The organism is Burkholderia anthina, assembly GCF_902498995.1.
Classification (GTDB): domain Bacteria; phylum Pseudomonadota; class Gammaproteobacteria; order Burkholderiales; family Burkholderiaceae; genus Burkholderia; species Burkholderia anthina.
Window position 1 is genome coordinate 452,780 of the sequence record NZ_CABVLY010000001.1, and the last position, 24,057, is coordinate 476,836.

Consider the following 24,057-nt stretch of genomic DNA (forward strand, 5'->3'; position numbering starts at 1 on the left):
CGCCATTCCGGTCAACTGTAATCGTCCGCACCGGCACAGTAACGGTACAATCGCTGCGATAGCCTTCGGTACAGTTGGAGCCACCGCCCATGTCCACCGTTTCCCTCGCCCAGATTCCCGCGCCGCACGACACGGCCACGCTCACGCTCGTCGACCAGCTCGTCCAGTGGGCGCGGCGCCGCATCGACGAGCGCGTGTTCCGGCCCGGCATGCGCATGCCGTCGATCCGCAAGCTCGCGCTCGACAAGAGCGTGTCGCGTTTCACCGTCGTCGAGGCGTACGAACGGCTCGTCGCGCAGGGGTATCTCGATTCGCGGCGGGGCTCCGGTTTCTACGTGCGCGAGCGCACGGCCGTCGGCCCGCAGCCGGTCGACAGCGTGGCGCGCGTGGCGGAGGCCACGCCGGTACACAACACGATCGACGTCGTCTGGCTGCTGCGCAACATGCTGCATACCGCCAGTCCGGAAAAGGGGCCGGGTCTGGGCTACCTGCCGGGCCGCTGGCTCGACGGCGAGCTGATCACCGGCTCGCTGCGCGCGCTCGGGCGCCAGGCGGGCGCGCAGATGCTCGGCTTCGGCACGCCGCAGGGTTTCCTGCCGCTGCGCCAGCAACTGCAGACGCGGCTCGCGGAAGTCGAGATCGGCGCGAAGCCCGAGCAGCTCGTGCTGGTGTCGGGCATCACGCAGGCGATCGACCTGATCTCGCGGATCTACGTGCAGCCCGGCGACGCGGTGATCGTCGGCGACCCCGCGTGGTTCCAGATGTTCGGCCGTTTCGCATCGCAGGGCGCGCAGCTCGTCGGGATGCCGTATACGCCGGACGGCCCCGATCTCGACGCGCTGGAAACGCTCGTGCAGATGTGGCGGCCGAAGATGCTCGTGATCAACTCGGTGCTGCAGAACCCGACCGGCACGTCGCTGTCGGCCGCGCAGGCGTTCCGGATCCTGAAGCTCGCGGAGGCGTACGACTTCCTCGTCGTCGAGGACGACGTGTACGGCGATCTGTGTCCGCCGAGCTATCCGGCCACGAGGCTCGCGAGCCTCGACCAGTTGAAGCGCGTGATCTACCTCGGCAGTTACTCGAAGACGCTCGCGGCGAACCTGCGGGTCGGCTACGTCGCATGCGCGCCGGAGATCGCGAAGGCGATCACCGACCAGAAAATGCTGGTCGGAATGACGACGCCGGAGCTCAACGAGCGCGTGCTTTACAAGATCCTGACCGAAGGGCATTACCGGCGCCACGTCGAGCGCCTGCGCGCGCGGCTCGACGGCGTGCGCGACAAGACCGCGCGGATGCTCGAGCGCACCGGGCTGAAGCTCTTCACGATGCCCGCGGCCGGGATGTTCCTGTGGGCCGATACGGGCGTCGATTCGGACGCGCTCGCGGCCGCCGCGCACGAGGCAGGATTCCTGCTGACGCCGGGAAGCCTGTTCTCGCCGCAGCAGTCGCCGTCGACGTGGACGCGCTTTAACGTCGCGAACTGCGGCGATCCGGCGCTGCCGGGGTTTCTCGCGCGCTATATCGAATCGGCGGCGCGGCGCGCATCGTGACGCGGCGGCGCGCCGCCCCTTGAAATCGCGGCGAGCGGCCCCAGATACCCGCGCAAACCGCTTGCGCCAGGCGGTTGTCCTTGACGGGCCCGCCGGCATCGCGCGCCGGGCGCCCGCGCCACACCATTCAAGTTCAAGTAAGAGGAAACAGCATCCATGGCACACGAAACGATGAGCTTTCAGGCAGAGGTCAAGCAACTCCTCCACCTGATGATTCATTCGCTCTACAGCAACAAGGAAATCTTCCTGCGCGAACTGGTGTCGAACGCGTCCGACGCGGCCGACAAGCTGCGTTTCGAAGCGCTCGCGAACAACGCGCTGTACGAGAACGATCCGAACCTGCGTATCCGCATCGGCTTCGACAAGGCCGCGCGCACGATCACGATCGAGGACAACGGCATCGGCATGAGCCGCGACGAGGCGATCGCGAACCTCGGCACGATCGCGCGTTCGGGCACCAAGGAATTCTTCACGAAGCTGTCCGGCGACCAGCAGAAGGACGCGGCGCTGATCGGCCAGTTCGGCGTCGGCTTCTACTCGGGTTTCATCGTCGCCGACCGGATCATCGTCGAGACCCGCCGTGCGGGCCTGCCGGCAAGCGAAGCGGTGCGCTGGGAAAGCGCGGGCGAGGGCGATTTCACGATCGACGCGATCGAGCGCGCGCAGCGCGGCACGACGATCACGCTGCACCTGCGCGAAGGCGAGGACGAACTGCTGTCGTCGCACCGCCTGAAGTCGATCATCCAGAAGTATTCCGATCACATCGCGCTGCCGATCCTGATGCAGAAGGAAGAGTGGGATCAGGAAAAGGGCGAGATGGTCCTGAAGGACGAGGACGAAACCGTCAACCAGGCGAGCGCGCTGTGGACGCGTTCGAAGAGCGACGTCACCGACGAGCAGTACACGCAGTTCTACCAGCACATCGCGCACGACCATCAGGATCCGCTCACGTGGACGCACAACCGCGTCGAGGGCCGCAGCGAATACACGCAGCTGCTGTTCGTGCCGGCACACGCGCCGTTCGACCTGTGGAACCGCGACTATCGCGGCGGCCTGAAGCTGTACGTGAAGCGCGTGTTCATCATGGACGACGCCGAGCAGTTGCTGCCGCAATACCTGCGTTTCGTGAAGGGCGTCGTCGATTCGGCCGACCTGCCGCTGAACGTGTCGCGTGAAATCCTGCAGGAAAGCCGCGACGTGAAGGCGATCCGCGAAGGCGTGACCAAGCGTGCGCTGTCGATGCTCGAAGAGCTCGCGAACGCGGAAGAGGATGCCGGCAAGGAGAAGTACAGGACGTTCTGGGGCGCCTTCGGCCAGGTGCTGAAGGAGGGCCTCGGCGAGGATCACGCGAACCGCGAGCGCATCGCGAAGCTGCTGCGCTTCGCGTCGACGCACGGCGACACCGACGCGCAGGACGTGTCGCTTGCCGACTACGTGTCGCGCATGAAGCCCGAGCAGAGCAAGATCTACTACGTGACCGCCGATACGTGGCAGGCCGCGAAGAACAGCCCGCATCTCGAAGTGTTCCGCAAGAAGGGCGTCGAGGTGCTGCTGCTGACCGATCGCGTCGACGAATGGATGCTGTCGTTCCTGCATGAATTCGACGGCAAGCCGCTCGCGAGCGTCGCGCGCGGCGATCTCGACCTCGGCGAGCTGAACGACGACGAGAAGAAGGCTCAGGAGCAGGCGGGCGAGGCGATCAAGCCGGTCGTCGAGAAGATGAAGGAAGCGCTCGGCGACAAGGTGAAGGAAGTGCGCGTCACGTTCCGGCTGACCGATTCGCCGTCGTGTCTCGTCGCGGACGACAACGACATGAGCGGCTACCTGCAGCGGATGCTGAAAGCGGCCGGTCAGAACGCGCCGGCGATGCAGCCGATCCTCGAGATCAACCCCGAGCACGCGCTCGTGAAGCAGCTGAACGCCGACAGCGCCAATTTCGGCGACTGGTGCCATCTGCTGTTCGATCAGGCGTTGCTGGCCGAAGGCGGGATGCTCGACGATCCGGCGAGCTTCGTGAAACGGACCAACGCGCTGCTGCTGTCGCGCACCGCGTGACCGTGCGGATGCGATTCGACGGCGCACAGGCGGGCTGGCGCGACACGCCCCGGCCCGGCTGCACGCTCGACCAGCGCGACTGGCTGACGCGCGGCGGCTCGCTGACCGCGCATCTCGCGCGGCTCGGCAGCGTGAAGGTGCGCGTGACGCGCGAGGCCGTCGATTGTCCGTGGTTCGACGAGCCGGCGGCGCTCGGCAGTGCGCCGCGCGCGCCGATGTGGGTGCGCGAGGTGATCCTGTCGGTCGACGGCACGCCGTACGTCGCCGCGCACAGCATCGCGCCGCTCGCGGCCAGCAAGGGCGTATGGCAGGCGATGCGGCGGCTGCGCACGCGGCCGCTCGCGGAGCTGCTGTACAGCGATCCGCAGGTCGAGCGCTCGGTGCTCGTCAGCCGGCGCGTGATCGCCGGGCATCCGCTCTACACGCTTGCGAGCCATGCACTGGGCGGCGAGCGTGCACCGCATGCGTTCGCCGCGCGGCGCTCGGTGTTTCAGCGGCACGGCAAGCCGTTGATGGTCACCGAATGCATGCTGCCCGCGCTGTGGCGTCATCTCGATGCGCACGGCGACGGCCCGCGATCCGTCGGGCCGCGCGGAGGCGTGTGATGCTGCAAGGCTTTGCGCCGGTCGTCGGGCCGAATACGCACACGATGATTCTCGGCAGCTTCCCGGGCGAGGCGTCGCTCGATGCCGCGCAGTATTACGCGCATCCGCGCAACCAGTTCTGGCGGCTGTTGGGCGCGGTGCTCGACGCGCCGGGGCTGCACGAGCTTGCGTATGACGCGCGGCTCGAGCGCGTGCTGTCGCACGGCATCGGCATCTGGGATGTGCTCGATGCCTGCCATCGCGAAGGCAGTCTCGATTCCGCGATCCGCAATGCGAAGCCGAACGACTTCGCGTCGTTGCGCGAGCATGCGCCGCTGCTGAGGAAGGTGTGCTTCAACGGGAAGACGGCGGGGCGATTTGCCGACGTGATCGGGCAGGCCGGGTACGACACGCTCGTGCTGCCGTCGTCGAGCCCGGCGAATGCGATGTTGTCGTTCGAGCAGAAGCTCGTGCAGTGGCGGGCGATACCCGATTGACACCGAATCGAGCGGCGGCAGCGCCGATTGCCGCCGACGCTCACCTACTTGTCCTTGCCCCATCGCCACCGGGGCTTTTCACCCTTGATCCAGCACACGACGGTCAATAGCGCGACCAGCGCCACGATGCACGCGCCGTACGCGACCGGCGACCGGTGCGGTGGCACCAGCCACGCGCTCGCGATGATCCCGATCACGAACAGCAGTACCACCACCCACCCTTGCCACGCGACCGGCAACCCCCATCCCCAGCCGTAGCGTTTCGCAGGGAACCAGATCTTCTTGTCGTTCGAGGTCATGTGATTCCTCGTCGTCTCGTCAGTGGTAGTCGCTTTCCCGCTGATGGCGGACCGCAAGGATCGTCACCGTTTGGCCGTCGTCGATCTCGAACAAGGCGACGTAGCCGGATGCGCCGAATGGAATGATCAGTTCCCGGAGAAACGGCATGGACGGATGAACTTTGCGGCAGGTGAACGGCGACGATTCGAGCGTGGCGATTCCTGACGCAATGGCTGCCAACGCGCGTTCAGCCCGTTCGACCTCCGCATCGTCACGGTCGACGACGAAAGCATAAAGCCGGTCCAGGTCGTCCGAGGCGCCGGACGTAAAGCGAACCGTATAGGTCATCGAGTCTGCCGCTTCCGGTCACGCAGCGTATCGAGTCGTCGACCCAGCCGTTCCAGCACTTCGGACGAAGCGACATACTTGCCGGTCCGTCGAGCTTCATCTCGCGACGCAATGCCGCGCGCAATGAATTCGCTTTGGAGACGTCGACGTTCGATGCCTTCGCGAATCGATTGCTCGACGAAGCTCGACAGCGATTCGCCTTCCTGAAGGACATTCTCGGCGGCATCGCGCAATTCCGGTTCGACCCGGACAGATGGAAAAGTCGCAGTTTTCATCGTGGCCCCTTTTGCATCGCAATTGCGATACATTATCCCGCATGCCCGTGTCGCCTGCAAGTCACCCGAATGGCCGGCCGACGGACCGCGCACGCCTCCTGCGGTCTGGACCCCCACCAATGCTATCCTCTCGTCCGCTCATCCAGCATCACCCAGCGAGATTCAACATGACCCGACTGATCAAGCGCGCGTCCGCCGAGGCGCGCGCGTTCAAGCAACGCAAGCCGTCCGCGTACAACGGCTCCGACAAACTCCAGCCGCCGCGCTTGAAGCGCCGCCCGGAGATCGACGAACACGACGACGTGCCCGTCCTCGACGCGCCGCGCAAGCCGCGGTTCGCGCCCGTCACGTTCTCGGAAGAGCGCGGCGTGCGCTTCCTGCACTTCGGTACCGAATGGGTGCAGGGCGCGATGCGGATTTCCAAGCCGCTGCATATCGAACTCGAGTACGCACAGCAGATGATGGCGTGGCTGCTGTTCCTCGAAACGCCCGAGCGGATCGTCCAGCTCGGGCTCGGCACTGGTGCGCTGACCAAGTTCTCGCACCGCTTCCTGCCGCACGCGAAGGTCGAGGCGGTCGAACTGAACCCGGCCGTGATCGTCGCGGCGCGCACGATGTTCGCGCTGCCGCCCGACGATGCACGCCTCGTCGTGCACGAAGCCGACGCATGGGACTTCGTCAACGACGCGGCCAACCGCGGCACGACGGGCGCGCTGCAGATCGACCTGTACGACGCGACCGCGCGCGGCCCGGTGCTCGACAGCGTCGCGTTCTACCGCGCGGTGCGCGGCTGCCTCGCGGATGCGGGCATCGCGACGATCAACCTGTTCGGCGACCATCCGAGCTTCGTGCGCAACATGAAGCACCTGAACGCGGCGTTCGACCACCGCGTGATCGCGCTGCCGGAAGTGCACGACGGCAACCGGATCGCGATCGCGTTCTCGGGCCCGGCGCTCGACGTGTCGTATGCGCAACTGGAAGCCCGCGCGAAGCTGATCGAGGACACGCTGAAGCTGCCCGCGCGCAAGTGGGTGAAAGCTTTGAAAGAAACGACGGGCGCACGCGAATCCTCATTCGCGATCTGACGCCCATGCGCCGGCCGCATGCCGGTGCAACCGCGTGACTAGGGGCGGATCACCTCGGGTTCGCCCCCGCTTGACCGCGCGCTCGCGGCTCCTATACTGGCGCGAAGCCAGGGGAGCCGCAGCTTACCCGTTTTGTCGCTCCTCTCGCCGCCGTACCCGCTCAACAAGATCGATAACCGGGAAAGATGAGGAGACGTCATGGCTCACGATGCCGACGCCAATCGGGCCGCCAAGCGCTGGCTCTGGCTGCTGGTAGTGCCGCTGATCGCGATGGTCTGGGTACCGTCGTACAGCAAGATCGAACCGCAATGGTTGGGTTTTCCGTTCTTCTATTGGTACCAGCTGCTCTGGGTGTTCATTAGCGCGGTGATCACCGCGTTCGTGTATCACAAGACCAAGAACGCGTGGAAGGCGAACGGCACGCAAGGAGGTGCGCGATGAATCTCGGCGCTACCTTCGTTTTCGTTCTCCTGTTCATCGGCGTCACGGTCCTCGGTTTTCTCGCCGCGAACTGGCGGCGCGGCGATCTCGCCCACCTCGACGAATGGGGCCTCGGCGGTCGCCGCTTCGGTACGATCGTCACGTGGTTCCTGCTCGGCGGCGACCTCTACACGGCCTATACGTTCGTCGCGGTGCCCGCGCTCGTGTTCGGCGCCGGCGCGATGGGCTTCTTTGCATTGCCGTACACGATCCTGATCTACCCGTTCGCGTTCGTCGTGTTCCCGAAACTGTGGAGCATCGCCAAGCGTCACGGCTACGTGACGGCCGCCGACTTCGTCAACGCACGCTATGGCAGCCGGATGCTCGCGCTCGCGATCGCGGTGACGGGCATCGTCGCGACGATGCCGTACATCGCGCTGCAGCTCGTCGGCATCGAAGTGGTGATCGGCGCGCTCGGTTTCGACACGACCGGCTTCGTCGGCGACCTGCCGCTCATCATCGCGTTTGCGATTCTTGCCGCGTACACGTACACGTCGGGGCTGCGCGCGCCGGCGATGATCGCGATCGTGAAGGACATCCTGATCTACATCACGATCGCCGCGGCGGTCATCGTGATCCCCGCGAAGCTCGGCGGCTTCGGGCACATCTTCGCGACGGTGCCGCCGGCGAAGCTGCTGCTGAAGGCACCTGATGCGATGAGCCTGAACGGCTACAGTGCGTACGCGACCCTCGCGATCGGCTCCGCGCTCGCGCTGTTCCTGTATCCGCACTCGGTCACGGCGATCCTGTCGTCGTCGTCGGGCAACACGATCCGCCGCAACATGGCGATGCTGCCCGCGTATTCGTTCGTGCTCGGCCTGCTCGCGCTGCTCGGCTACATGGCGCTCGCATCCGGCGTGAAGGACATGCCGCAGTACGCGCCGTACTTCAAGGCGTTCGGCCCGAACTTCGCGGTGCCCGCGCTGTTCCTCAACTACTTCCCGTCGTGGTTCGTCGGTGTTGCGTTCGCGGCGATCGGCATCGGCGCGCTGGTGCCGGCGGCGATCATGTCGATCGCGGCCGCGAACCTGTACACGCGCAACATCCACCGCGAGTTCGTGAACCGCAACATGACGCACGAGCAGGAGACGCACGTGGCGAAGCTCGTGTCGCTGATCGTGAAGGTCGGCGCGGTCGCGTTCATCCTCGGGCTGCCGCTGACCTATGCGATTCAGCTGCAGCTGCTCGGCGGGATCTGGATCATCCAGACGCTGCCGGCGATCGTGCTCGGCCTGTACACGCGCGTGCTCGACCATCGCGGCTTGCTGGTCGGCTGGGCCGCGGGCATCGTGTGCGGCACGTGGATGGCGATTTCGCTGAAGCTGGCCGGCTCGATCTTCACGATCCACCTGTTCGGCCTCGCGATTCCGGGCTACGCGGCCGTGTGGTCGCTGATCGTGAACCTGGTGGTGTCGGTGGTGGTGAGCGTGCTGGTGCGCGTGATGGGCATGGCGCATGCCGAGGACCGCACGCGACCGGAGGATTATCTCGACGTCGTCGAGAGCTGATCGGCCTACCTTCTGCGGCAGTTTCGACCCGACGCCCGCGACGCAAGTCGCGGGCGTTTTGCTTGGTGCGCGGGTGTTACTGGCCCGCGCGCTTTGCGAGATCGTCGCGTTGCGACAGGTCTTCGACGTTGACCATCCAGTGCACGCCGAAACGGTCCTTCGCCATCCCGAAGCCGAGCGCCCAGAACGTCTTGCCGAACGGCATCGTCACTTCGCCGCCGTCGGCGAGCGCATCGAACAGCTTCCGGCCTTCGTCGACCGTCGCCGGGTTCAGCGACAGCGAATAACCCGCGTGCGCGCCACCGTCCGGCTGGCTGCAGTCGCCGTCCGAGCACATGATCATCGACTCGCCGATCGTGAAGCTCGCATGCATCACCTTGTCGCTCATCTCCGGCGACATCGGGTAATCGGGATTCGGCGGCGCATCCTTGAAGTGCATCTTGAACATCGTCTTCGCGCCGAGCGCCTTTTCGTAGAACTGAAGGGCTTCTTCCGCGCGGCCGTAGAACGTCAGATACGGTTGGACTTGCATCGTTGTCTCCTGTGGACCGGGCAGGCGCGTCGGCGCCGGCTCGGGTATATCCAAGATTGACCGGGAAGAGCGCACCGGGACGCGGCCGGCGCACTCGTGACGTGGATTGTAGTGCGCGCGCTTGACGCTGGAATGAAAAATAAAACGGCCGCGAACACAGGGTTCGCGGCCGTCGGCAATGCTTGCTGACGCCTGTTGTCAGTGCTGCTGACAGCTCAACTGACAGCGGCAGGCGCGGGCTGCGCGATTCAGCGCAGCGCGTCGATCAGCTTCTCGAGCTTCACCGCGTCGGCGGCGAACACGCGAATGCCTTCGGAAAGTTTTTCCGTCGCCATCGCTTCGTCGTTCAGCTGGAAGCGGAACGATGCCTCGTCGATCGCGACGCGCTCGGCCGGCTTGTCGTGCAGCGCGTCCGGCGACAGCTTGCGCGCCACCGTGTCGGTGCTGTCCTGCAGCTTCTGCAGCAAATCGGGGCTGATCGTCAGCAGGTCGCAGCCCGCGAGTTCGGTGATCTGGCTCGTCGTGCGGAAGCTCGCACCCATCACTTCGGTGTGGTAGCCGAACGTCTTGTAGTACGTGTAGATGCGGCGCACCGACTGCACGCCCGGATCGTTCGCACCGCCGTTCTTCGCTTCATCCCAGTCGGCGCCGGCCTGCTTCTTGTACCAGTCGTAGATGCGGCCGACGAACGGCGAAATCAGCTGCGCGCCGGCTTCCGCGCACGCGGCGGCCTGCACCAGCGAGAAAAGCAGGGTCATGTTGCACTTGATCTCTTCCTTCTGCAGCACTTCGGCCGCGCGAATGCCTTCCCACGTCGACGCGAGCTTGATCAGGATGCGCTCGCGGCCGATGCCGGCGGCTTCGTACAGCTTGATGAGTTCGCGGCCCTTGTCGATCGAGCGCGGCGTGTCGAACGACAGGCGCGCGTCGACCTCGGTCGACACGCGGCCCGGGATCAGCTTCAGGATCTCGGTGCCGAATGCGATCAGCAGGCGGTCGATGATGAAGTCGGTGCTTTCGTTGCGATGATCGCGGACGGTTTTCTCGAGGATCGGCTTGTACGCATCCTTCTGGACGGCCTTCAGGATCAGCGACGGGTTCGTGGTCGCGTCCTGCGGCTTGTATTGCGCAAGCTGCTGGAAATCGCCCGTGTCGGCGACGACGGTCGTGTACTGCTTCAGCTGGTCGAGTGCGGTAGTCATGGCGATTCGGGAGGAGGGCGCGGGGCGCCGGGGTTCTCACGGGCCGCGCGAGCGCGGCAGCGAAGCGAGGCGGCGCCGGGCACCGCCTCCGATCCATCATTTTAGGCCCGATTCGTGTCGCGCACGTTTTGGCATGCCGCCGGTGCGGCAGGCCTCCGCTGTACGGGGCTAGGCGGGACGACGCGCGTTCAGGATCACCTGCGTGACGATCCCCGCGACGAGCCCCCAGAACGCCGAGCCGATCGACAGCAGCGTGAGGCCCGAAGCCGTGACCATGAACGTGACCAGCGCGGCTTCGCGCTGCTTCACGTCCTGCATCGCGTTCGCGAGCCCGCTCATGATCGAGCCGAACAGCGCGAGCGCGGCGACCGAGACGACGAGCGCCTTTGGCAGCGCGGCGAACAGCGCGGCGATCGTCGCGCCGAAGATCCCGGCAATCAGATAGAAGGTGCCGCACCACACGGCGGCCGTGTAGCGCTTCGCGTGATCTTCATGTGCTTCGGGGCCCGTGCAGATCGCGGCCGTGATCGCCGCGAGGTTCACGCCGTGCGAGCCGAACGGCGCGAGCAGCAGCGATGCGAGGCCGGTGGTCGCGATCAGCGGCGACGAAGGCGTCCGATAGCCGTCCGCGCGCAGCACCGCGATGCCCGGCACGTTCTGCGACGCCATCGCGACGACGAACAGCGGAATGCCGATGCTGACGATCGACGCGACCGAGAACGCGGGCATCGTGAACACGGGCTGCGCGAGCGCGATGTGGAAACGGCTGAAGTCGAGCAGGCCGAGGCCGCCGGCCACCGCGGTGCCGACGATCAGCGTCGTGACGATCGCATAGCGCGGCGCGAGCCGCTTGACGATCAGGTACGTGAAGAACATCGCGAGCACGAGTGCCGTCTGGAACTGCGCGGCGCGGAAGATCTCGATACCGATCTCGAACAGGATGCCCGCGAGCAACGCGGCTGCGATGCCGGCCGGAATCCGCCGCATCAGCGTGTCGAACAGGCCGCTCACGCCGACGGCCGTCAGCAGCAGCGCGCATACGACGAACGCGCCGATCGCGTCGGGGTAGGGCACGCCGGGCAACGACGCGATCAGCAGCGCGGCGCCGGGCGTCGACCACGCGACGACCACCGGCGCGCGAAAGCGCAGCGACAGCCCGATCGTCGTCAGCGCCATGCCGATCGACAGCGCCCAGATCCACGACGAGATCTGCGCGTCGGTGAGGTGCGCGGCGCGGCCGGCCTGGAACATCAGCACGAGCGAGCTCGTGTAGCCCGTCATCATCGCGACGAAGCCGGCGACGAGCGCGGACACGGACGTATCGTTGAAAAAGCGGCGGCCGCCGGCGCGGCCAGCGCTCGCGGTGGGCGAGGAATTCATGCTATCTCCGGGGGGAGGCCGCTCGGACGCGGCCTTCGTGTCTGCAGGGTGGGTTCGTTGTTATTTGCTGAGCGCGCGCATCGCGGTTTCGAGGCCCGCGAGCGTAAGCGGATACATGCGCTGGCCGAGCAGGTCGCGGATCGCCGCGACCGATTGCCGGTATTCCCATAGCCGCTCGGGCTCGGGGTTCAGCCATGCATGATGGGGGAACTGGTCGGCGAGGCGGCGCAGCCACACGGCGCCGGCTTCCGGATTGTTGTATTCGACCGACCCGCCGGGCTGCAGCACCTCGTACGGGCTCATCGTCGCATCGCCGACGAAGATCAGCTTGTAGTCCGGCGTGAACTTGTGCAGCACGTCCCACGTCGCGGTGCGCTCCGAGTGACGGCGGCGGTTGTTCTTCCACAGATGGTCGTACACGCAGTTGTGGAAGTAGTAGAACTCCAGGTGCTTGAACTCGGCCTTCGCGGCGGAGAACAGCTCCTCGGTGCGCTTGATGTGGTCGTCCATCGAGCCGCCGACGTCGAGCAGCATCAGCACCTTCACGTTGTTGTGGCGCTCGGGCACCATCCGCAGGTCGAGCCAGCCGGCATTCGCGGCCGTGCTGCGGATCGTGCCGGGCAGGTCGAGCTCTTCGGCCGCGCCTTCGCGCGCGAAGCGGCGCAGCCGCCGCAACGCGACCTTGATGTTGCGCGTGCCGATCTCGACCGAATCGTCGTAGTCGCGGTATGCGCGTGCCTCCCACACCTTGACCGCGGTGCGGTTGCCGTTCGACGGGCCGCCGATGCGCATGCCTTCGGGGTTGTAGCCGCCGTGCCCGAACGGCGACGTGCCGCCGGTGCCGATCCACTTGTTGCCGCCTTCGTGGCGCTCCTTCTGCTCGTCGAGCAGCTCCTTCAGGCGCTCCATCAGCTTGTCGAGCCCGCCCATCGCGTCGATCTGCGCTTTTTCCTCCGGCGACAGCTCGCGCTCGAGGCGCTTCTCGAGCCAGTCGAGCGGAATGTCGAACGCGTCGGACGGCAGCGCGGACACGCCATGGAAATATGCGCCGAACGCCTGGTCGAACTTGTCGAAATACTGCTCGTCCTTGACGAGCGTCATCCGCGCGAGGAAGTAGAACGCGTCGATCGACGGCGAGATCAGCCCGGCCTTCAGCGATTCGAGCAGCGTCAGGTATTCCTTCACCGAGACGGGCAGCTTGGCTGCGCGCAGCGCGTAGAAGAAATTGAGCAGCATGGCCGGGCCTTCGCGGGTGGGTTACCGGTTGTGCCGGTTCATGTAGACGAGCCGCTCGAGCAGGCTCAGATCCTGCTCGTTCTTCAGCAGCGCGCCGGCGAGCGGCGGCACGATCTGCTTCGCGTCGGCGCCGCGCAGCGCGTCGGCCGGGATGTTCTCGGCGAGCAGCAGCTTGAGCCAGTCGAGCAGTTCGGACGTCGACGGCTTCTTCTTCAGCCCCGACACGCTGCGCAGCTCGAAGAAGCTCTCGAGCGCCGCACGCAGCAGTTCCTCGCGGATGTTCGGGAAGTGCACGCCGACGATTTTCTGCATCGTCGACGGATCGGGAAACTGGATGTAGTGGAAGAAGCAGCGGCGCAGGAACGCGTCGGGCAGCTCCTTCTCGTTGTTCGACGTGATGATCACGAGCGGGCGGTGCTTCGCGCGCACGGTCTCGCGCGTCTCGTACACGTGGAATTCCATCCGGTCGAGCTCGCGCAGCAGGTCGTTCGGGAATTCGATGTCGGCCTTGTCGATCTCGTCGATCAGCAGCACGCTCGGGTGCTCGGCGTCGAACGCCTGCCACAGCACGCCCTTCACGATGTAGTTCGCGATGTCCTTCACGCGCGCGTCGCCGAGCTGCGAATCGCGCAGCCGCGACACCGCGTCGTATTCGTACAGGCCCTGCTGCGCCTTCGTCGTCGACTTGATGTGCCACTGCAGCAGCGGCATGTCGAGCGCGGCGGCCACTTCCTCGGCGAGCATGGTCTTGCCGGTGCCGGGCTCGCCCTTGATGAGCAGCGGGCGTTGCAGCGTCAGCGCGGCGTTGACGGCGAGCTTGAGGTCGTCGGTGGCGACGTAGTGCGAGGATCCTTCGAAACGCATGGCGGCGCTCTTCTTAATCGCAAAAAAACCCAGTATAAGTCAGAAGGGCTGTCCGGTTCGGCCGGGCCCGCGTATCGTTGCGGGGTTGCGGCGGGGTGGACCGGGGCGCCATATGGACGCGTTCCCCGCCGACGCGGTACAATCTGGCCGTTTTTTTTGGCCTGCGTGGCGATCCGATAAGCAAAACGGCGCGGGCCGTTGCCGCTTCGGCGCCAGTTTCCCCTCAAGCTAGGTTACAAGAGCTATGAACAAATTCGTCGGCAAACACGTCGTTGTCGCAGCGCTCGTGGCGCTCGCGGGCAGCGCGCAGGCGGCCGGTGTGGTCGGCAACCCGAAGGACGGAGCGGGCAAGGCCGCCATGTGCATCGGTTGCCACGGCATCCAGGATTACCGCGCAGCCTATCCGGAGGTCTACCGGGTACCCGTCCTCGGCGGCCAGAACCAGCAATACCTCGAGAACGCGCTGAAGGCCTACCGCAAGAAGGATCGTCACTTCCCGTCGATGAACGCGGTCGCCGGTTCGCTGACGGATCAGGACATCGCGGATCTGGCGGCCTACTATGCCGCCCAGAAGGTCGACTCGAAGGACAATCCCTACAAGTAAAGCGCGCGCCGCCGATCTCACCGGCGGGACAGGAGCATTCATGAACAACGCATTCAAGACGGCGGCGGTTGTACTGGCGGCCGGCCTCGCGATCGGTACCGCGCATGCGGCGGACACGTCGAAGGGCAAGGATCTGGTCGAATCGCACAACTGCGCGGCCTGCCACGGCGCGCAGCTGAACCAGCCGATCAACGCCGAATATCCGCGCCTCGCGGGCCAGCACGCCGACTACCTCGTCTGGGCGATGCGCCAGTACCAGATGGGCCTGACCAACCCGCTGCTCGGTCGCAACAACGCGATCATGCAGGCACAGGTCCAGAACCTGTCGGTCAGCGACATGAAGGACATCGCGGCCTACATCGAGTCGCTCAAGGGTGACCTCGTGTTCAAGAAGTAAGCGCGGCGGGCCTTGCCGGCACGCGCAGCAAAAATACCCCGCGCGGCGGGGTATTTTTTTGTCCGCGTTTTTGTCGGCGGCCCGGCGCGGCGGCGCTCAGTCGCGCGATGCGCGACGCAGGATGCGTTGCAGGTATGCGTCCGTATCGGGCGGCGTGCCGGTGCGCTGCGCGTCCCAGATCGTCTCGCCGAGGCATTCCATGATCACGTGCTGCGCTTCGTGCGTCGAATCGAGCTTCGCGGCCAGCTTGTCGTGCGCGGCGCGGATGCCGGGCGGCTGGTCGATCGACAGCTGCTCGCTGATCGCGAGGTGCATCGACAGGTGCAGGAACGGGTTCGTGCGGCCTTCCTCGGGCGTATAGTTGCGCGCGGCGGCGCCGTCGGCGTCCGCGAGGTCGGCGTGATATTCGGGGTGCTCGACGATCCAGTCGGCCGCCATCGCTTCCAGCGGCGTCAGGATCTCGCCGGCGCGCTGCTTGCGCCAGGTTTCGGTGAAAAAGCGGCGGACTTCGTCGCGACTCGGATTGAACATGGTGGGGAAACGTCGTGATTCGGGCGGCGTCATGCCGCGTCGGGCATTGTACGCCGGGTCGTCGCGCGGCGCTGGCGGTGGCCGCGCCGCGCGACGGGTAAGCGCCGACTAGGCTGCCGGCCGCCGCGCCGGTACACTCCGACGACATCCGTCGACGCGCTCGCGCCGTTTCATCATGTCCGCTACCGCCCGCTCACCGTCCGCCGCGCTGCAAGGCGCGCTCTATGTCGCGCTGTCCGCCGTCGCGTTCGGCGCGATGGCGATCTTCGGCCGCTATGCCTATGCGGCAGGCGTCGACGTGCTCGGCTTGCTGATCGTGCGCTTCGCGATCGGCGGCGCGGTGCTCGCCGCGATTGCCCGCCACCGCCGCGTCGCATGGCCGCGCGGCCGCGCGCTCGTGCCGCTCGTCGCGATGGGGGCGCTCGGCTACGTCGGACAGTCGTTCTGCTACTTCAGTGCGCTCCAGCATGCGCAGGCGAGCCTCGTCGCGCTGCTGCTGTACCTGTATCCGGCCTTCGTCACGCTGCTGGCCGCGTGGTGGCTCGGCGAGCGCCTCACGCGCGCGAAGGCCGTCGCGCTCGTGCTCTGCGTCGCCGGTTCCGCGCTGATGGTCGGCGGCGGCCACGGCGAGCCGCTCGGCATCGCGCTCGCGCTGGCGGCCGCGGTGATCTATTCGCTGTACATCGTCGGCGGCACGAAGGCGACGCGCGGCGTCGATCCGCGCGCGACCACCGCGATCGTCTGCCTGTCGGCGACCGCGACGCTCGTCGCGATCGCGCTCGTGCGGACCACGCTGTTCGGCGCGCCGCCGCGCTGGCCGGAAACGGCCGGCGGCTGGGCGGCGATGCTCGCGATCGCGCTGGTGTCGACGGTCGCGGCGATGCTCGCGTTCTTCGCCGGGCTCGAGCGGCTGGGCGCGGCCCGCACGTCGATGCTGTCGACGCTCGAACCGGTCGTGACGGTCGCGCTTGCGGCACTGCTGTTCGGCGAAGCGCTGTCGCCGCTGCAGTGGGCGGGCGGCGTCGCGGTTCTCGCGGCCGTGCTGGCGCTCGTGCGCGCGGGCGGCGCGGCAGCCGACGACGCGACCGCGACGTCGAACGCGTAGCGGGAAAGGAGCGGGGAAGGGCAACACCGCAGGCGCCGCAACGGGGCCTGCGGATCGTACCGTACGCGGCCCGGCCGGTGCGGTGTGTCAGCCGTGGCCGGCGTTCACTCGTTCGGCGGCGGCGTCTTCGGCCTGAATTCGCACAGCGGCTCGATTGCGCAATGCCAGCATTCGGGCTTGCGGGCCTTGCACACATAGCGGCCGTGCAGGATCAGCCAGTGATGCGCGTCCTGCAGGAATTCTTTCGGCGTGAACTTCTCCAGCGCGGTCTCGACGGCCTTCACGTCCTTGCCCGGCGCGAGCCCCGTGCGGTTCGCGACGCGGAAGATGTGCGTGTCGACCGCGATCGTCGGGTGGCCGAACGCTGTGTTCAGCACGACGTTCGCGGTCTTGCGGCCGACGCCCGGCAGGCTTTCGAGCGCTTCGCGATCGGCCGGCACCTCGCCGTCGTAGCGCTCGAGCAGGATCCGGCACGTCGCGACGACGTTCTTCGCCTTGGTGCGGTACAGGCCGATCGTCTTGATGTAGTCGGTGACGCCTTCTTCGCCGAGCGCGACGATTTGTCGCGGGGTGTTCGCAACCGGAAACATCTTCCGCATCGCCTTGTTGACCGACACGTCGGTCGCCTGGGCGGACAGCATCACCGCGATCAGCAGTTCGAACGGCGTCGTGTATTCGAGCTCGGTCGTCGGATGCGGGTTGAGGCTTTGCAGCGTTTCGTAGATCGCGCGTCGTTTGCTGGCGTTCATGGCGTGTCGTGGTCGGGCGGCGTGGATGCGCTGTGCTGGTCGTCGTGGCCTTCGGCGTCGCGCTGCGCCTGCTGCTCGGCGAGTCGCTTGCGGCGCGCTTCGGCCGCATCGATCTGGGCCTGCACGGCCGTGCTCACGCTTTCGGTGTTTTTCGGCCCGGCGCCTTGCGCGGACAGCTCTTCCTTCTTCTTGCGCGCGCGTTCGAGCGCGGCGGCGATGATCGCGCGTTTCTTCGCGTCGGCGTCGTCGGCCGGGGCGGCGCTCGGCGCGGCCGGCTGCGTGTCGGGCTGCCCGGCTGCCGGCGCGGGCTTCGCCGCGCGACGTGCGGCAGCGCGCGCTTCGGCGGCTTCGCGTTCGCGGCGCTGGCGCGCGAGCCGGCGGTCGTGGCGTTCGCGTGCGGCGTCTGCCTGCTCCTGCGACCACGCGTCCCAGCCGGTGCGATCGCCGGTCACGGGCACCATCGCGATGCAGTCGACCGGGCACGGCGGCACGCACAGGTCGCAGCCGGTACACAGCGACTCGACGATCGTGTGCATTTGCTTCGGTGCACCGACGATCGCGTCGACCGGGCACGCCTGCATGCACAGCGTGCAGCCGATGCACAGGCTCTCGTCGATGAACGCGACGGCGCGCGGATGTTCGCTGCCGTTGACGGGATTCAGCGGGATCACGGGCTTGCCGAGCAGGCCGGCGAGGCGTGCGATGCCTTCGGCGCCGCCGGGCGGGCACTGGTTGTAGTTCGCGTCGCCGGCGGCGATGGCGTCGGCGTACGGACGACAGCCGTTATAGCCGCACTTCGTGCATTGCGTCTGGGGAAGCAGATCTTCGATGCGATCCGCGAGGGTTTTGGAATCGGTCACGGTGACAACGGGCGCAGCAGCGCCGACTGGCTCTCGGCCGCGTCTGGCGCGGCCGGAAAGGTTTGCCAAAGCTCGATTATCGCCGATTTCCCGCATTGCGCTGGACGCCGTCTGTGCGCATAATCAAACCGCTTTTTTGCAGGGGCTCAGCAGGAGGGCGGCCGCACGTGGCGCGCCCGTTCCACGGCAGTCGGCGCCGAGGCGGTGGGGGTGCCGGTCCGGATCACGCGGCTCACATAGCAAAACGCCACCATGAATCAGCCAAAAATCAAAAGAGATCCTGAAGGTACGCGCCGTCGCATCCTGATGGCGGCAGCCGAAGAGTTCGCGAGTGGAGGGCTGTTCGGCGCGCGCGTCGACCAGATCGCCCGCCGGGCCGAAACCAACGAGCGGATGCTCTATTACTACTTCGGCAGCAAGGAGCAGCTGTTTACGGCCGTGCTCGAACACGCGTTCTCCGCACTGACCGAGGCCGAGCGCGTGCTCGATCTCGATGGCGTCGCGCCCGTCGAAGCCGTCACGCGGCTCGCGCATTTCGTGTGGGATTACTACCGCGACCATCCGGAACTGCTGAGGCTCATCAACAACGAGAACCTGCACGAAGCGCGCTACCTGCACAAGTCGACGCGGATCCGCGAGATGATGTCGCCGATCGTCGCGAAGCTGGGCAACGTGCTGATGCGCGGCCAGAAGGCCGGGCTGTTTCGCGGCGACGTCGATCCGCTGCGCTTCTACGTGACGCTGTCGGGGCTCGGCTACTACATCGTGTCGAACCGCTTCACGCTCGCCGCGACGCTCGGCCGCGACTTCAGCGAAGCCGACGAGCGCGCGGAGATGGTCAGGATGAACACCGAAGTGTTGCTCGCGTATCTGCTGCGGCGCTGAACCGCCGAACTGCGCCAACTGCGATCGCCGAATGAAAAAACGCCGCCGTGCGCAAGCAACGGCGGCGTTTTTTATCCGGACGCGGTGCGTCAGGCGGCCTTGCGTGCGCGAGCCGGTTTGGCGCGCGTGCTGCCTGCGCGTTTCGCGGCGGGTGCGGTCTTCGCGGTTGCCGTCCTCGCGGGGGCGACCGTCGCGGCCGGTGCCTTCGCGCGCGTGCGCTTCGCAGCGGTGACGGAGGCGCGCGTTGCCGTTTCGGCCTGCGGCTGGCTGGCCGGCAGCGTGGCGACGGGGGCTGCGACCGGTGCATCGGCGGGCGCCTTCGTCGCGCCGCTCTTCGGTTCCGGCGCATGCTCGCGGATGAAGTCGCGCAGTTGCGGATAGATGATCGTGCGCCAGCGGCGACCGGAGAAGATCCCGTAGTGACCGCACTTCTCGGCGGTCAGGCTGCGGCGATCGTCTTGCGGAATGCCCGTGCACAACTCGTGCGCGACGTGCGTCTGGCCGCTGCCCGAGATGTCGTCGAGCTCGCCTTCGATCGTCATCAGCGCGGTGTGCTTGATGTCCTGCGGACGCACGCGTTCGCCTTCGATGTCCCACGTGCCTTCCGCGAGCCGGAATTCCTGGAACACGACGCGAATCGTCTCGAGGTAATACTCGGCGGCCATGTCGAGCACCGCGTTGTACTCGTCGTAGAAGCGGCGGTGCGCTTCGGCGTCCTCTTCGTCGCCGCGCAGCAGGCTCTGGTAGAAGTCCCAGTGCGATTGCGCATGGCGTTCCGGGTTCATCGCGACGAAGCCCGTGTGCTGCAGGAAGCCCGGATACACCTGGCGGCCTTCACCCGGATAGTTCGCGGGCACCGTATGGATCACGTTGTTCTCGAACCACGCGGTCGAGTGCTGCGTCGCGAGCGAGTTCACCGACGTCGGGCTGCGGCGCGCGTCGATCGGGCCGCCCATCATCGTCATCGTGAGCGGCGTGTCCTCGCCGCGGCTCGCCATCAGCGAGATCGCCGCGAGCACCGGCACCGTCGGCTGGCACACGGAGATCACGTGCAGGTTGCGCGCGCCGATGTGGCGGATGAATTCCTGGATGTACGCGATGTAGTCGTGCAGGTGGAACGGGCCGACTTCGACCGGCACCATCCGCGCATCGATCCAGTCGGTGATGTACACCTTGTGATCCTGCAGCAGCGTGCGCACGGTGTCGCGCAGCAGCGTCGAGTGGTGGCCCGACAGCGGCGCGCAGACCAGCACGACCGGCTCGTCCTTCAGTTGCGTGACGGCGTCGGCGTCGTCCGAATAGCGTTTGAAACGCAGCAGGCGGCAGAACGGCTTCTCGACGATCGTCTGCTCGACGATCGGGATGTTGTGGCCGTCCTTGACGATCTGGTGAATGTTGAATTCGGGCTTCTCGTAGTCCTTGCCGAGCCGGTATACCAGCTCGTACGCGGCGGCCATGCGCGGCGCGCCGGGCATCAGCGAGAACGGGCTGGACGGGTTGGCGAACGACTTGGAGGCAGCCTGGGCCCAGGCCGTGAGCGGGCTCAGTATGGCCCGCTGGAATTCGTGCAGTTGGTAAAGCATGCAGACTACTCCCGCGTGGGGGGACGGTGCGCAGGGCGGCTTGGGGCGTCGCCGCGTGCCGTGGGGGTCAGCGGCCGGCCATGTTGCACTGCGGCCGGACAATCGCGTCGATCATATCGGACAACGATCGGTGTTGCAATGCAACATTTCCCCGATTTTTCATCAAACTTTTGCGAATTGACGTTCTCTGACGAAGCTGCCCCGACGCCGCTCAGCGCCCCGTCGCCACGGCCGGCGCGGGCTGGCCGGCCGCGCGGGCCATTGCCTCTTCGTGGTGCATCAGGTTCATCGCGGTATGCACGAGCGCGACGTGCGAGAACGCCTGCGGGAAATTGCCGACGAGCCGCCCGCCGACCGGGTCGTACTCCTCGGCGAGCAGCCCGAGGTCGTTCGACAGCGCGAGCAGCCGGCTGAACAGCCGGTGCGCGTCGTCGATCCGGCCGAGCAGCGCGTAGTTGTCGACCAGCCAGAAGCTGCATGCGAGAAACGTGCCTTCGCCGGGCGGCAGGCCGTCGTCGTACTCGGTGGTGCGATAGCGCATCACGAGCCCGTCGTGCAGCAATTCCCGCTCGATCGCCTCCACCGTGCCGACGATGCGCGGGTCTTCCGGCGGCAGGAAGCCGAGCAGCGGCATCAGCAGCACGCTCGCGTCGAGCTCGTCGCTGCCGTAGCTCTGTGCAAACGCCTGTTTGCCTTCGTGCCATGCGTTGGCGCAGACGTCCGCGTGGATGCGGTCGCGCAGCGCGCGCCAGCGGTCGAGCGACGCGGGCAGGCGGAACATCTCGGCCGACTTGATCGCGCGGTCGAACGCGACCCACGCCATCACCTTCGAGAACGTGAAATGACGGCGGCCGCCGCGCGTTTCCCAGATGCCCTCGTCGGGCTCCTGCCAGATCTTCTCGAGATGGTCGAGCAGCGAGCACTGCACGGACCACACGGTGTCGTCGGCCTGCAGGCCGCCCACGCGCGCGAGGTGCAGCGCGGCCATCACTTCGCCGAACACGTCGAGCTGGAGCTGGTTCGCCGCGCCGTTGCCCACGCGCACCGGCTTCGAATCCTGGTATCCGGGCAGCCAGTCGAGCTCCATTTCCGGCAGCCGGCGCTCGCCCGCGATCCCGTACATGATCTGGATCTGCTCGGGCGAGCCGGCCATCACGCGGCCGAGCCAGGTGCGCCACGCGCGCGCCTCGTCGTAGTAGCCGCCGCGCATCAGCGCGAGCAGCGTGATCGTCGCATCGCGCAGCCAGCAATAGCGGTAGTCCCAGTTCCGGTTGCCGCCGATCTTCTCGGGCAAGGACGTGGTGGGCGCGGCGACGATGCCGCCGGTCGGCTCGTAGGCGAGCGCCTTCAGCGTGATCAGCGAGCGGCGCACGGCGGCCGCATAGCGGCCCTGCACCTGGCAGCGCCCCGACCATTCGAGCCAGTAGTTCTCGGTGCGGGCGAGCATCGACAGCGGATCGCGCGCGGGCGGCAGCCGCAGGTGCGACGCCGCATAGCCGAGCGAGAACGGGATGCGCTCGTCGGCGCTCACCGTGAATTCGGCGAGCGTGTGCAGGTTCTTGCCGGTGAGGGCCACCGGCGTGCGCAGCACGACCGTATCGGGGCCGGCGATGGCTTTCATCCCGCTTTCGCGGGACAGCTGCGTGACCCACGGGATCGAGAAACCGTAGTCGAAGCGCAACACCAGTTCCATGCGCATCTTCATCGTGCCGTGGCGGCCGACGACGATCCGCACGAGTTCCGACCAGCCGTTGCCGGGCGGCATGAAGTCGATCACGGTGACGGCGCCGTCGGCGCTTTCGTAGTCGGTTTCGAGGATCAGCGTGTCGCCGCGATAGCGGCGTGTCGTGTGCGTGATCGCGGCGTCGGCGGCCGGCGCGAGCAGCCAGCGGCCATGTTCGGGCGTGCCGACCAGCGCCGCGAAACAGGCGCCCGAATCGAAGCGGGGCCAGCACAGCCAGTCGACGGAGCCGTCTTTCGAAATCAGCGCGGCGGTGTGGCCGTCGCCGACGAGGGCGTAGTCTTCGATCAGGGCGGGCATGGGCAAGCGGTCCTTGGATAGTCGAGTTCACAATGCAGGCTGCGGCGCCCGGGCTTCACGTGCCGGCGTCGCGCCCCGTATACTCGGCCGGGCGGCGGAGCGCATGATCGGCCGGCGTTTCGTCCTATCTCAACACTTGAAGCGACTCGATGCAAGGAGGATTCAATGCCCAACCGTTTACGCGAGCATGACGCGCGCGCTTCGACACGAGGGTTCCCGCTTAGGCTCGCTCACTGGATGAAAGGTTTCGCGATCGTGCTTTCCCTGTCCGCGACCCACGCCTTTGCGCAGCAATCGCCGGCACCGGCCGACGGCGTCTACAACCTGCTGGTCGGCACCTATACGGGCCACGGCAGCGACGGGATCTACGTGTATCGCTTCGATACCAAGACGGGCAGCGTCGCGCCCGTGTCGTCGGCGAAGACCGTGAACCCGTCCTATCTGTTGCCGAGCCGCGACGGTCGCACCGTCTACGCGGTCAACGAGTTGCCCGGCGACAACGGGCCGGCCAACGAGCGCGGCGGCGTCAGCGCGTTCAGCTTCGATGCGAAGACGGGCGCGCTCACGTTCATCGACCGCGTGTCGTCGGAAGGGAACGATCCTTGCTATCTGGCGCTGTCGCCGGACGGCAAGTACCTCGTCACGGCCAACTACTCGGTCGCGGCGGATCCGGGCGGCAGCTTCGCGGTGTTCCCGATCCGCGACGGCGGCGCGGTGGGCCAGGCCGTGCTGACCGTGCATCATGAGGGCTCGGGCCCGGTGAAGGGGCGCCAGGACGGCGCGCATGTGCACTCGACCGTGTTTTCGCCGGATGGCCACTACCTGTTCGTGCAGGATCTCGGCACGGACAAGATCTATGGCTATCGCTACACGGTGGACGGCAGCCGCGGGCTGATCAGCCCGACCGATACGCGCTACACGCCCGTGAAGGCCGGCTCCGGCCCGCGTCACATGGTGTTCAGCGCCGACGGCCGGTTCGCGTACGTGACGAGCGAACTCAGCGCGTCGGTCGAGGTGTTCGGCTACCACGACGGCAAGCTGGCGCCGGTCGAGATCGTGCCGATGACGGTGCCCGGCTTCAAGGGCAAGGTCGGCGGCGGCGCGATCCACCTGTCGCCGGACGGCCGCTTCCTGTACGTGAGCAATCGCGGCGACGTCAACGACATCGTGATCTACGCGGTGAACGAGGCCGACGGCCGGTTGAAGACGGTCGGACGCCAGTCGAGCCTCGGCAAGACGCCGCGCGAGTTCCTGATCGACCCGACCGGCAAGTGGCTGATCGTCGGCAACCAGGACAGCGACACGTTCTACGTGTTCAGCCGCGACGTCGAAACGGGGCAGCTCGGCCCGAATCCGCAGAAGGTCGCGGTCGGCAGTCCGGTCGATTTCAAGCTGGTGCCGGTGGCGCAGTAAATAAAAAAGGCGCT

Annotated in this window: 25 protein-coding genes; 12 read left to right on the forward strand and 13 right to left on the reverse strand. The window is 66.7% G+C overall.

Going from position 1 to position 24,057, the window contains the following annotated elements; genetic code table 11:
- Positions 1–89: 89 nt before the first annotated feature.
- From BME24068_RS02180 to BME24068_RS02195, 4 genes are all read left to right on the forward strand, one after another.
- A complete protein-coding gene (locus BME24068_RS02180; protein ID WP_096502093.1) occupies positions 90–1,550 on the forward strand; it encodes an aminotransferase-like domain-containing protein in 1,461 nt (486 codons plus the stop codon).
- Between the two features lie 156 nt (positions 1,551–1,706).
- Entirely contained in the window at positions 1,707–3,605 is a 1,899-nt protein-coding gene (htpG, locus tag BME24068_RS02185; RefSeq protein WP_174925027.1) for a molecular chaperone HtpG, read from the forward strand.
- Between the two features lie 8 nt (positions 3,606–3,613).
- On the forward strand, positions 3,614–4,210 hold the full coding sequence (locus BME24068_RS02190) for a chorismate--pyruvate lyase family protein (protein WP_174925083.1): 597 nt from the start codon (positions 3,614–3,616) through the stop codon (positions 4,208–4,210).
- On the forward strand, positions 4,210–4,686 hold the full coding sequence (locus BME24068_RS02195; RefSeq protein WP_096502087.1) for a DNA-deoxyinosine glycosylase: 477 nt from the start codon (positions 4,210–4,212) through the stop codon (positions 4,684–4,686). The genes BME24068_RS02190 and BME24068_RS02195 overlap by 1 nt, the downstream gene beginning before the upstream one ends.
- 44 nt (positions 4,687–4,730) lie before the next feature.
- On the opposite strand, the gene BME24068_RS02200 is transcribed toward BME24068_RS02195, so the two are convergent.
- The 3 genes from BME24068_RS02200 to BME24068_RS02210 are packed head-to-tail and all read right to left on the reverse strand — an operon-like array spanning position 4,731 to position 5,588.
- A complete protein-coding gene (locus BME24068_RS02200) occupies positions 4,731–4,985 on the reverse strand; it encodes a hypothetical protein (RefSeq protein ID WP_174925028.1) in 255 nt (84 codons plus the stop codon).
- Positions 4,986–5,004: 19 nt separating this feature from the next.
- Positions 5,005–5,313: a type II toxin-antitoxin system RelE/ParE family toxin gene (locus BME24068_RS02205; protein ID WP_174925029.1), complete on the reverse strand. Its 309-nt coding sequence runs from the start codon at positions 5,311–5,313 to the stop codon at positions 5,005–5,007.
- The gene (locus BME24068_RS02210) at positions 5,310–5,588 is read right to left on the reverse strand and encodes a YlcI/YnfO family protein (protein WP_174925030.1); all 279 of its coding nucleotides are present in this window, start codon (positions 5,586–5,588) and stop codon (positions 5,310–5,312) included. Before BME24068_RS02210 ends, BME24068_RS02205 begins: the two co-directional genes overlap by 4 nt.
- Positions 5,589–5,755: 167 nt before the next feature.
- Here BME24068_RS02210 and BME24068_RS02215 point away from each other — a divergent pair, with 167 nt between their 5' ends.
- The 3 genes from BME24068_RS02215 to mctP all read left to right on the forward strand — a co-directional run bounded on the left by BME24068_RS02215 (position 5,756) and on the right by mctP (position 8,661).
- Positions 5,756–6,673: a class I SAM-dependent methyltransferase gene (locus BME24068_RS02215; protein WP_096502083.1), complete on the forward strand. Its 918-nt coding sequence runs from the start codon at positions 5,756–5,758 to the stop codon at positions 6,671–6,673.
- Between the two features lie 198 nt (positions 6,674–6,871).
- Positions 6,872–7,114 carry a DUF3311 domain-containing protein gene (locus BME24068_RS02220; protein ID WP_096502081.1) on the forward strand — a complete coding sequence of 81 codons (243 nt, stop codon included), beginning with the start codon at positions 6,872–6,874 and terminating at the stop codon, positions 7,112–7,114.
- Complete coding sequence (mctP, locus tag BME24068_RS02225) at positions 7,111–8,661, forward strand: monocarboxylate uptake permease MctP (RefSeq protein ID WP_096502079.1); 1,551 nt, start codon at positions 7,111–7,113, stop codon at positions 8,659–8,661. The genes BME24068_RS02220 and mctP overlap by 4 nt, the downstream gene beginning before the upstream one ends.
- 76 nt (positions 8,662–8,737) lie before the next feature.
- On the opposite strand, the gene BME24068_RS02230 is transcribed toward mctP, so the two are convergent.
- The 5 genes from BME24068_RS02230 to BME24068_RS02250 all read right to left on the reverse strand — a co-directional run bounded on the left by BME24068_RS02230 (position 8,738) and on the right by BME24068_RS02250 (position 13,875).
- A complete protein-coding gene (locus BME24068_RS02230) occupies positions 8,738–9,193 on the reverse strand; it encodes a VOC family protein (RefSeq protein ID WP_096502077.1) in 456 nt (151 codons plus the stop codon).
- 248 nt (positions 9,194–9,441) lie between these two features.
- Positions 9,442–10,395, reverse strand: coding sequence for a transaldolase (gene tal, locus BME24068_RS02235; RefSeq protein WP_174925031.1), 954 nt, complete (start codon positions 10,393–10,395; stop codon positions 9,442–9,444).
- A 168-nt stretch (positions 10,396–10,563) separates the two neighbouring features.
- Positions 10,564–11,775 (reverse strand): benzoate/H(+) symporter BenE family transporter, encoded by a 1,212-nt coding sequence (locus BME24068_RS02240; protein ID WP_174925032.1) that lies wholly within the window; start codon positions 11,773–11,775, stop codon positions 10,564–10,566.
- Positions 11,776–11,835: 60 nt separating this feature from the next.
- On the reverse strand, positions 11,836–13,011 hold the full coding sequence (locus tag BME24068_RS02245) for a vWA domain-containing protein (protein WP_174925033.1): 1,176 nt from the start codon (positions 13,009–13,011) through the stop codon (positions 11,836–11,838).
- A 21-nt stretch (positions 13,012–13,032) separates the two neighbouring features.
- The gene (locus BME24068_RS02250; RefSeq protein WP_096502069.1) at positions 13,033–13,875 is read right to left on the reverse strand and encodes an AAA family ATPase; all 843 of its coding nucleotides are present in this window, start codon (positions 13,873–13,875) and stop codon (positions 13,033–13,035) included.
- Between the two features lie 244 nt (positions 13,876–14,119).
- On the opposite strand from BME24068_RS02250, the gene BME24068_RS02255 reads away from it, so the two are divergent.
- Positions 14,120–14,479 (forward strand): c-type cytochrome, encoded by a 360-nt coding sequence (locus BME24068_RS02255; RefSeq protein WP_096502067.1) that lies wholly within the window; start codon positions 14,120–14,122, stop codon positions 14,477–14,479.
- 40 nt (positions 14,480–14,519) lie between these two features.
- Entirely contained in the window at positions 14,520–14,876 is a 357-nt protein-coding gene (locus BME24068_RS02260) for a c-type cytochrome (RefSeq protein WP_096502065.1), read from the forward strand.
- Between the two features lie 96 nt (positions 14,877–14,972).
- On the opposite strand, the gene BME24068_RS02265 is transcribed toward BME24068_RS02260, so the two are convergent.
- Positions 14,973–15,407, reverse strand: coding sequence for a DUF1841 family protein (locus BME24068_RS02265; protein WP_096502063.1), 435 nt, complete (start codon positions 15,405–15,407; stop codon positions 14,973–14,975).
- A gap of 175 nt (positions 15,408–15,582) precedes the next feature.
- On the opposite strand from BME24068_RS02265, the gene BME24068_RS02270 reads away from it, so the two are divergent.
- On the forward strand, positions 15,583–16,512 hold the full coding sequence (locus tag BME24068_RS02270; protein WP_096502061.1) for a DMT family transporter: 930 nt from the start codon (positions 15,583–15,585) through the stop codon (positions 16,510–16,512).
- Positions 16,513–16,616: 104 nt separating this feature from the next.
- Here BME24068_RS02270 and nth read toward each other — a convergent pair whose 3' ends face one another.
- Positions 16,617–17,261: an endonuclease III gene (gene nth, locus BME24068_RS02275; RefSeq protein ID WP_096502058.1), complete on the reverse strand. Its 645-nt coding sequence runs from the start codon at positions 17,259–17,261 to the stop codon at positions 16,617–16,619.
- Positions 17,258–18,217, reverse strand: a complete 960-nt coding sequence (gene rsxB / locus BME24068_RS02280; protein ID WP_115531453.1) for an electron transport complex subunit RsxB — start codon at positions 18,215–18,217, stop codon at positions 17,258–17,260. Before rsxB ends, nth begins: the two co-directional genes overlap by 4 nt.
- Positions 18,218–18,373: 156 nt before the next feature.
- Here rsxB and BME24068_RS02285 point away from each other — a divergent pair, with 156 nt between their 5' ends.
- The gene (locus BME24068_RS02285; RefSeq protein ID WP_096507691.1) at positions 18,374–19,006 is read left to right on the forward strand and encodes a TetR/AcrR family transcriptional regulator; all 633 of its coding nucleotides are present in this window, start codon (positions 18,374–18,376) and stop codon (positions 19,004–19,006) included.
- 89 nt (positions 19,007–19,095) lie between these two features.
- On the opposite strand, the gene BME24068_RS02290 is transcribed toward BME24068_RS02285, so the two are convergent.
- Both BME24068_RS02290 and BME24068_RS02295 read right to left on the reverse strand, forming a co-directional pair.
- The gene (locus BME24068_RS02290) at positions 19,096–20,589 is read right to left on the reverse strand and encodes a polyhydroxyalkanoate depolymerase (protein ID WP_174925034.1); all 1,494 of its coding nucleotides are present in this window, start codon (positions 20,587–20,589) and stop codon (positions 19,096–19,098) included.
- Between the two features lie 211 nt (positions 20,590–20,800).
- A complete protein-coding gene (locus BME24068_RS02295; RefSeq protein ID WP_174925035.1) occupies positions 20,801–22,630 on the reverse strand; it encodes a glycoside hydrolase family 15 protein in 1,830 nt (609 codons plus the stop codon).
- Positions 22,631–22,795: 165 nt separating this feature from the next.
- Here BME24068_RS02295 and BME24068_RS02300 point away from each other — a divergent pair, with 165 nt between their 5' ends.
- Positions 22,796–24,043 (forward strand): lactonase family protein, encoded by a 1,248-nt coding sequence (locus BME24068_RS02300; protein WP_174925036.1) that lies wholly within the window; start codon positions 22,796–22,798, stop codon positions 24,041–24,043.
- Positions 24,044–24,057 lie beyond the last annotated feature (14 nt).

Excerpts from the sequence above, each read along its gene's own strand:
- BME24068_RS02300 (WP_174925036.1), top strand. The coding sequence starts at position 22,796 with ATGCCCAACCGTTTACGCGAGCATGACGCGCGCGCTTCGACACGAGGG.
- BME24068_RS02190 (WP_174925083.1), top strand. The coding sequence starts at position 3,614 with ATGCGATTCGACGGCGCACAGGCGGGCTGGCGCGACACGCCCCGGCCC.
- BME24068_RS02260 (WP_096502065.1), top strand. The coding sequence starts at position 14,520 with ATGAACAACGCATTCAAGACGGCGGCGGTTGTACTGGCGGCCGGCCTC.
- BME24068_RS02265 (WP_096502063.1), bottom strand. The coding sequence starts at position 15,407 with ATGTTCAATCCGAGTCGCGACGAAGTCCGCCGCTTTTTCACCGAAACC.
- BME24068_RS02240 (WP_174925032.1), bottom strand. The coding sequence starts at position 11,775 with ATGAATTCCTCGCCCACCGCGAGCGCTGGCCGCGCCGGCGGCCGCCGC.
- BME24068_RS02205 (WP_174925029.1), bottom strand. The coding sequence starts at position 5,313 with ATGACCTATACGGTTCGCTTTACGTCCGGCGCCTCGGACGACCTGGAC.
- BME24068_RS02255 (WP_096502067.1), top strand. The coding sequence starts at position 14,120 with ATGAACAAATTCGTCGGCAAACACGTCGTTGTCGCAGCGCTCGTGGCG.
- BME24068_RS02195 (WP_096502087.1), top strand. The coding sequence starts at position 4,210 with ATGCTGCAAGGCTTTGCGCCGGTCGTCGGGCCGAATACGCACACGATG.
- mctP (WP_096502079.1), top strand. The coding sequence starts at position 7,111 with ATGAATCTCGGCGCTACCTTCGTTTTCGTTCTCCTGTTCATCGGCGTC.
- BME24068_RS02210 (WP_174925030.1), bottom strand. The coding sequence starts at position 5,588 with ATGAAAACTGCGACTTTTCCATCTGTCCGGGTCGAACCGGAATTGCGC.
- nth (WP_096502058.1), bottom strand. The coding sequence starts at position 17,261 with ATGAACGCCAGCAAACGACGCGCGATCTACGAAACGCTGCAAAGCCTC.
- htpG (WP_174925027.1), top strand. The coding sequence starts at position 1,707 with ATGGCACACGAAACGATGAGCTTTCAGGCAGAGGTCAAGCAACTCCTC.
- BME24068_RS02245 (WP_174925033.1), bottom strand. The coding sequence starts at position 13,011 with ATGCTGCTCAATTTCTTCTACGCGCTGCGCGCAGCCAAGCTGCCCGTC.
- BME24068_RS02250 (WP_096502069.1), bottom strand. The coding sequence starts at position 13,875 with ATGCGTTTCGAAGGATCCTCGCACTACGTCGCCACCGACGACCTCAAG.
- BME24068_RS02230 (WP_096502077.1), bottom strand. The coding sequence starts at position 9,193 with ATGCAAGTCCAACCGTATCTGACGTTCTACGGCCGCGCGGAAGAAGCC.
- BME24068_RS02215 (WP_096502083.1), top strand. The coding sequence starts at position 5,756 with ATGACCCGACTGATCAAGCGCGCGTCCGCCGAGGCGCGCGCGTTCAAG.
- BME24068_RS02290 (WP_174925034.1), bottom strand. The coding sequence starts at position 20,589 with ATGCTTTACCAACTGCACGAATTCCAGCGGGCCATACTGAGCCCGCTC.
- tal (WP_174925031.1), bottom strand. The coding sequence starts at position 10,395 with ATGACTACCGCACTCGACCAGCTGAAGCAGTACACGACCGTCGTCGCC.
- BME24068_RS02180 (WP_096502093.1), top strand. The coding sequence starts at position 90 with ATGTCCACCGTTTCCCTCGCCCAGATTCCCGCGCCGCACGACACGGCC.
- BME24068_RS02295 (WP_174925035.1), bottom strand. The coding sequence starts at position 22,630 with ATGCCCGCCCTGATCGAAGACTACGCCCTCGTCGGCGACGGCCACACC.
- BME24068_RS02220 (WP_096502081.1), top strand. The coding sequence starts at position 6,872 with ATGGCTCACGATGCCGACGCCAATCGGGCCGCCAAGCGCTGGCTCTGG.
- BME24068_RS02200 (WP_174925028.1), bottom strand. The coding sequence starts at position 4,985 with ATGACCTCGAACGACAAGAAGATCTGGTTCCCTGCGAAACGCTACGGC.
- BME24068_RS02270 (WP_096502061.1), top strand. The coding sequence starts at position 15,583 with ATGTCCGCTACCGCCCGCTCACCGTCCGCCGCGCTGCAAGGCGCGCTC.
- BME24068_RS02285 (WP_096507691.1), top strand. The coding sequence starts at position 18,374 with ATGAATCAGCCAAAAATCAAAAGAGATCCTGAAGGTACGCGCCGTCGC.
- rsxB (WP_115531453.1), bottom strand. The coding sequence starts at position 18,217 with ATGCGGGAAATCGGCGATAATCGAGCTTTGGCAAACCTTTCCGGCCGC.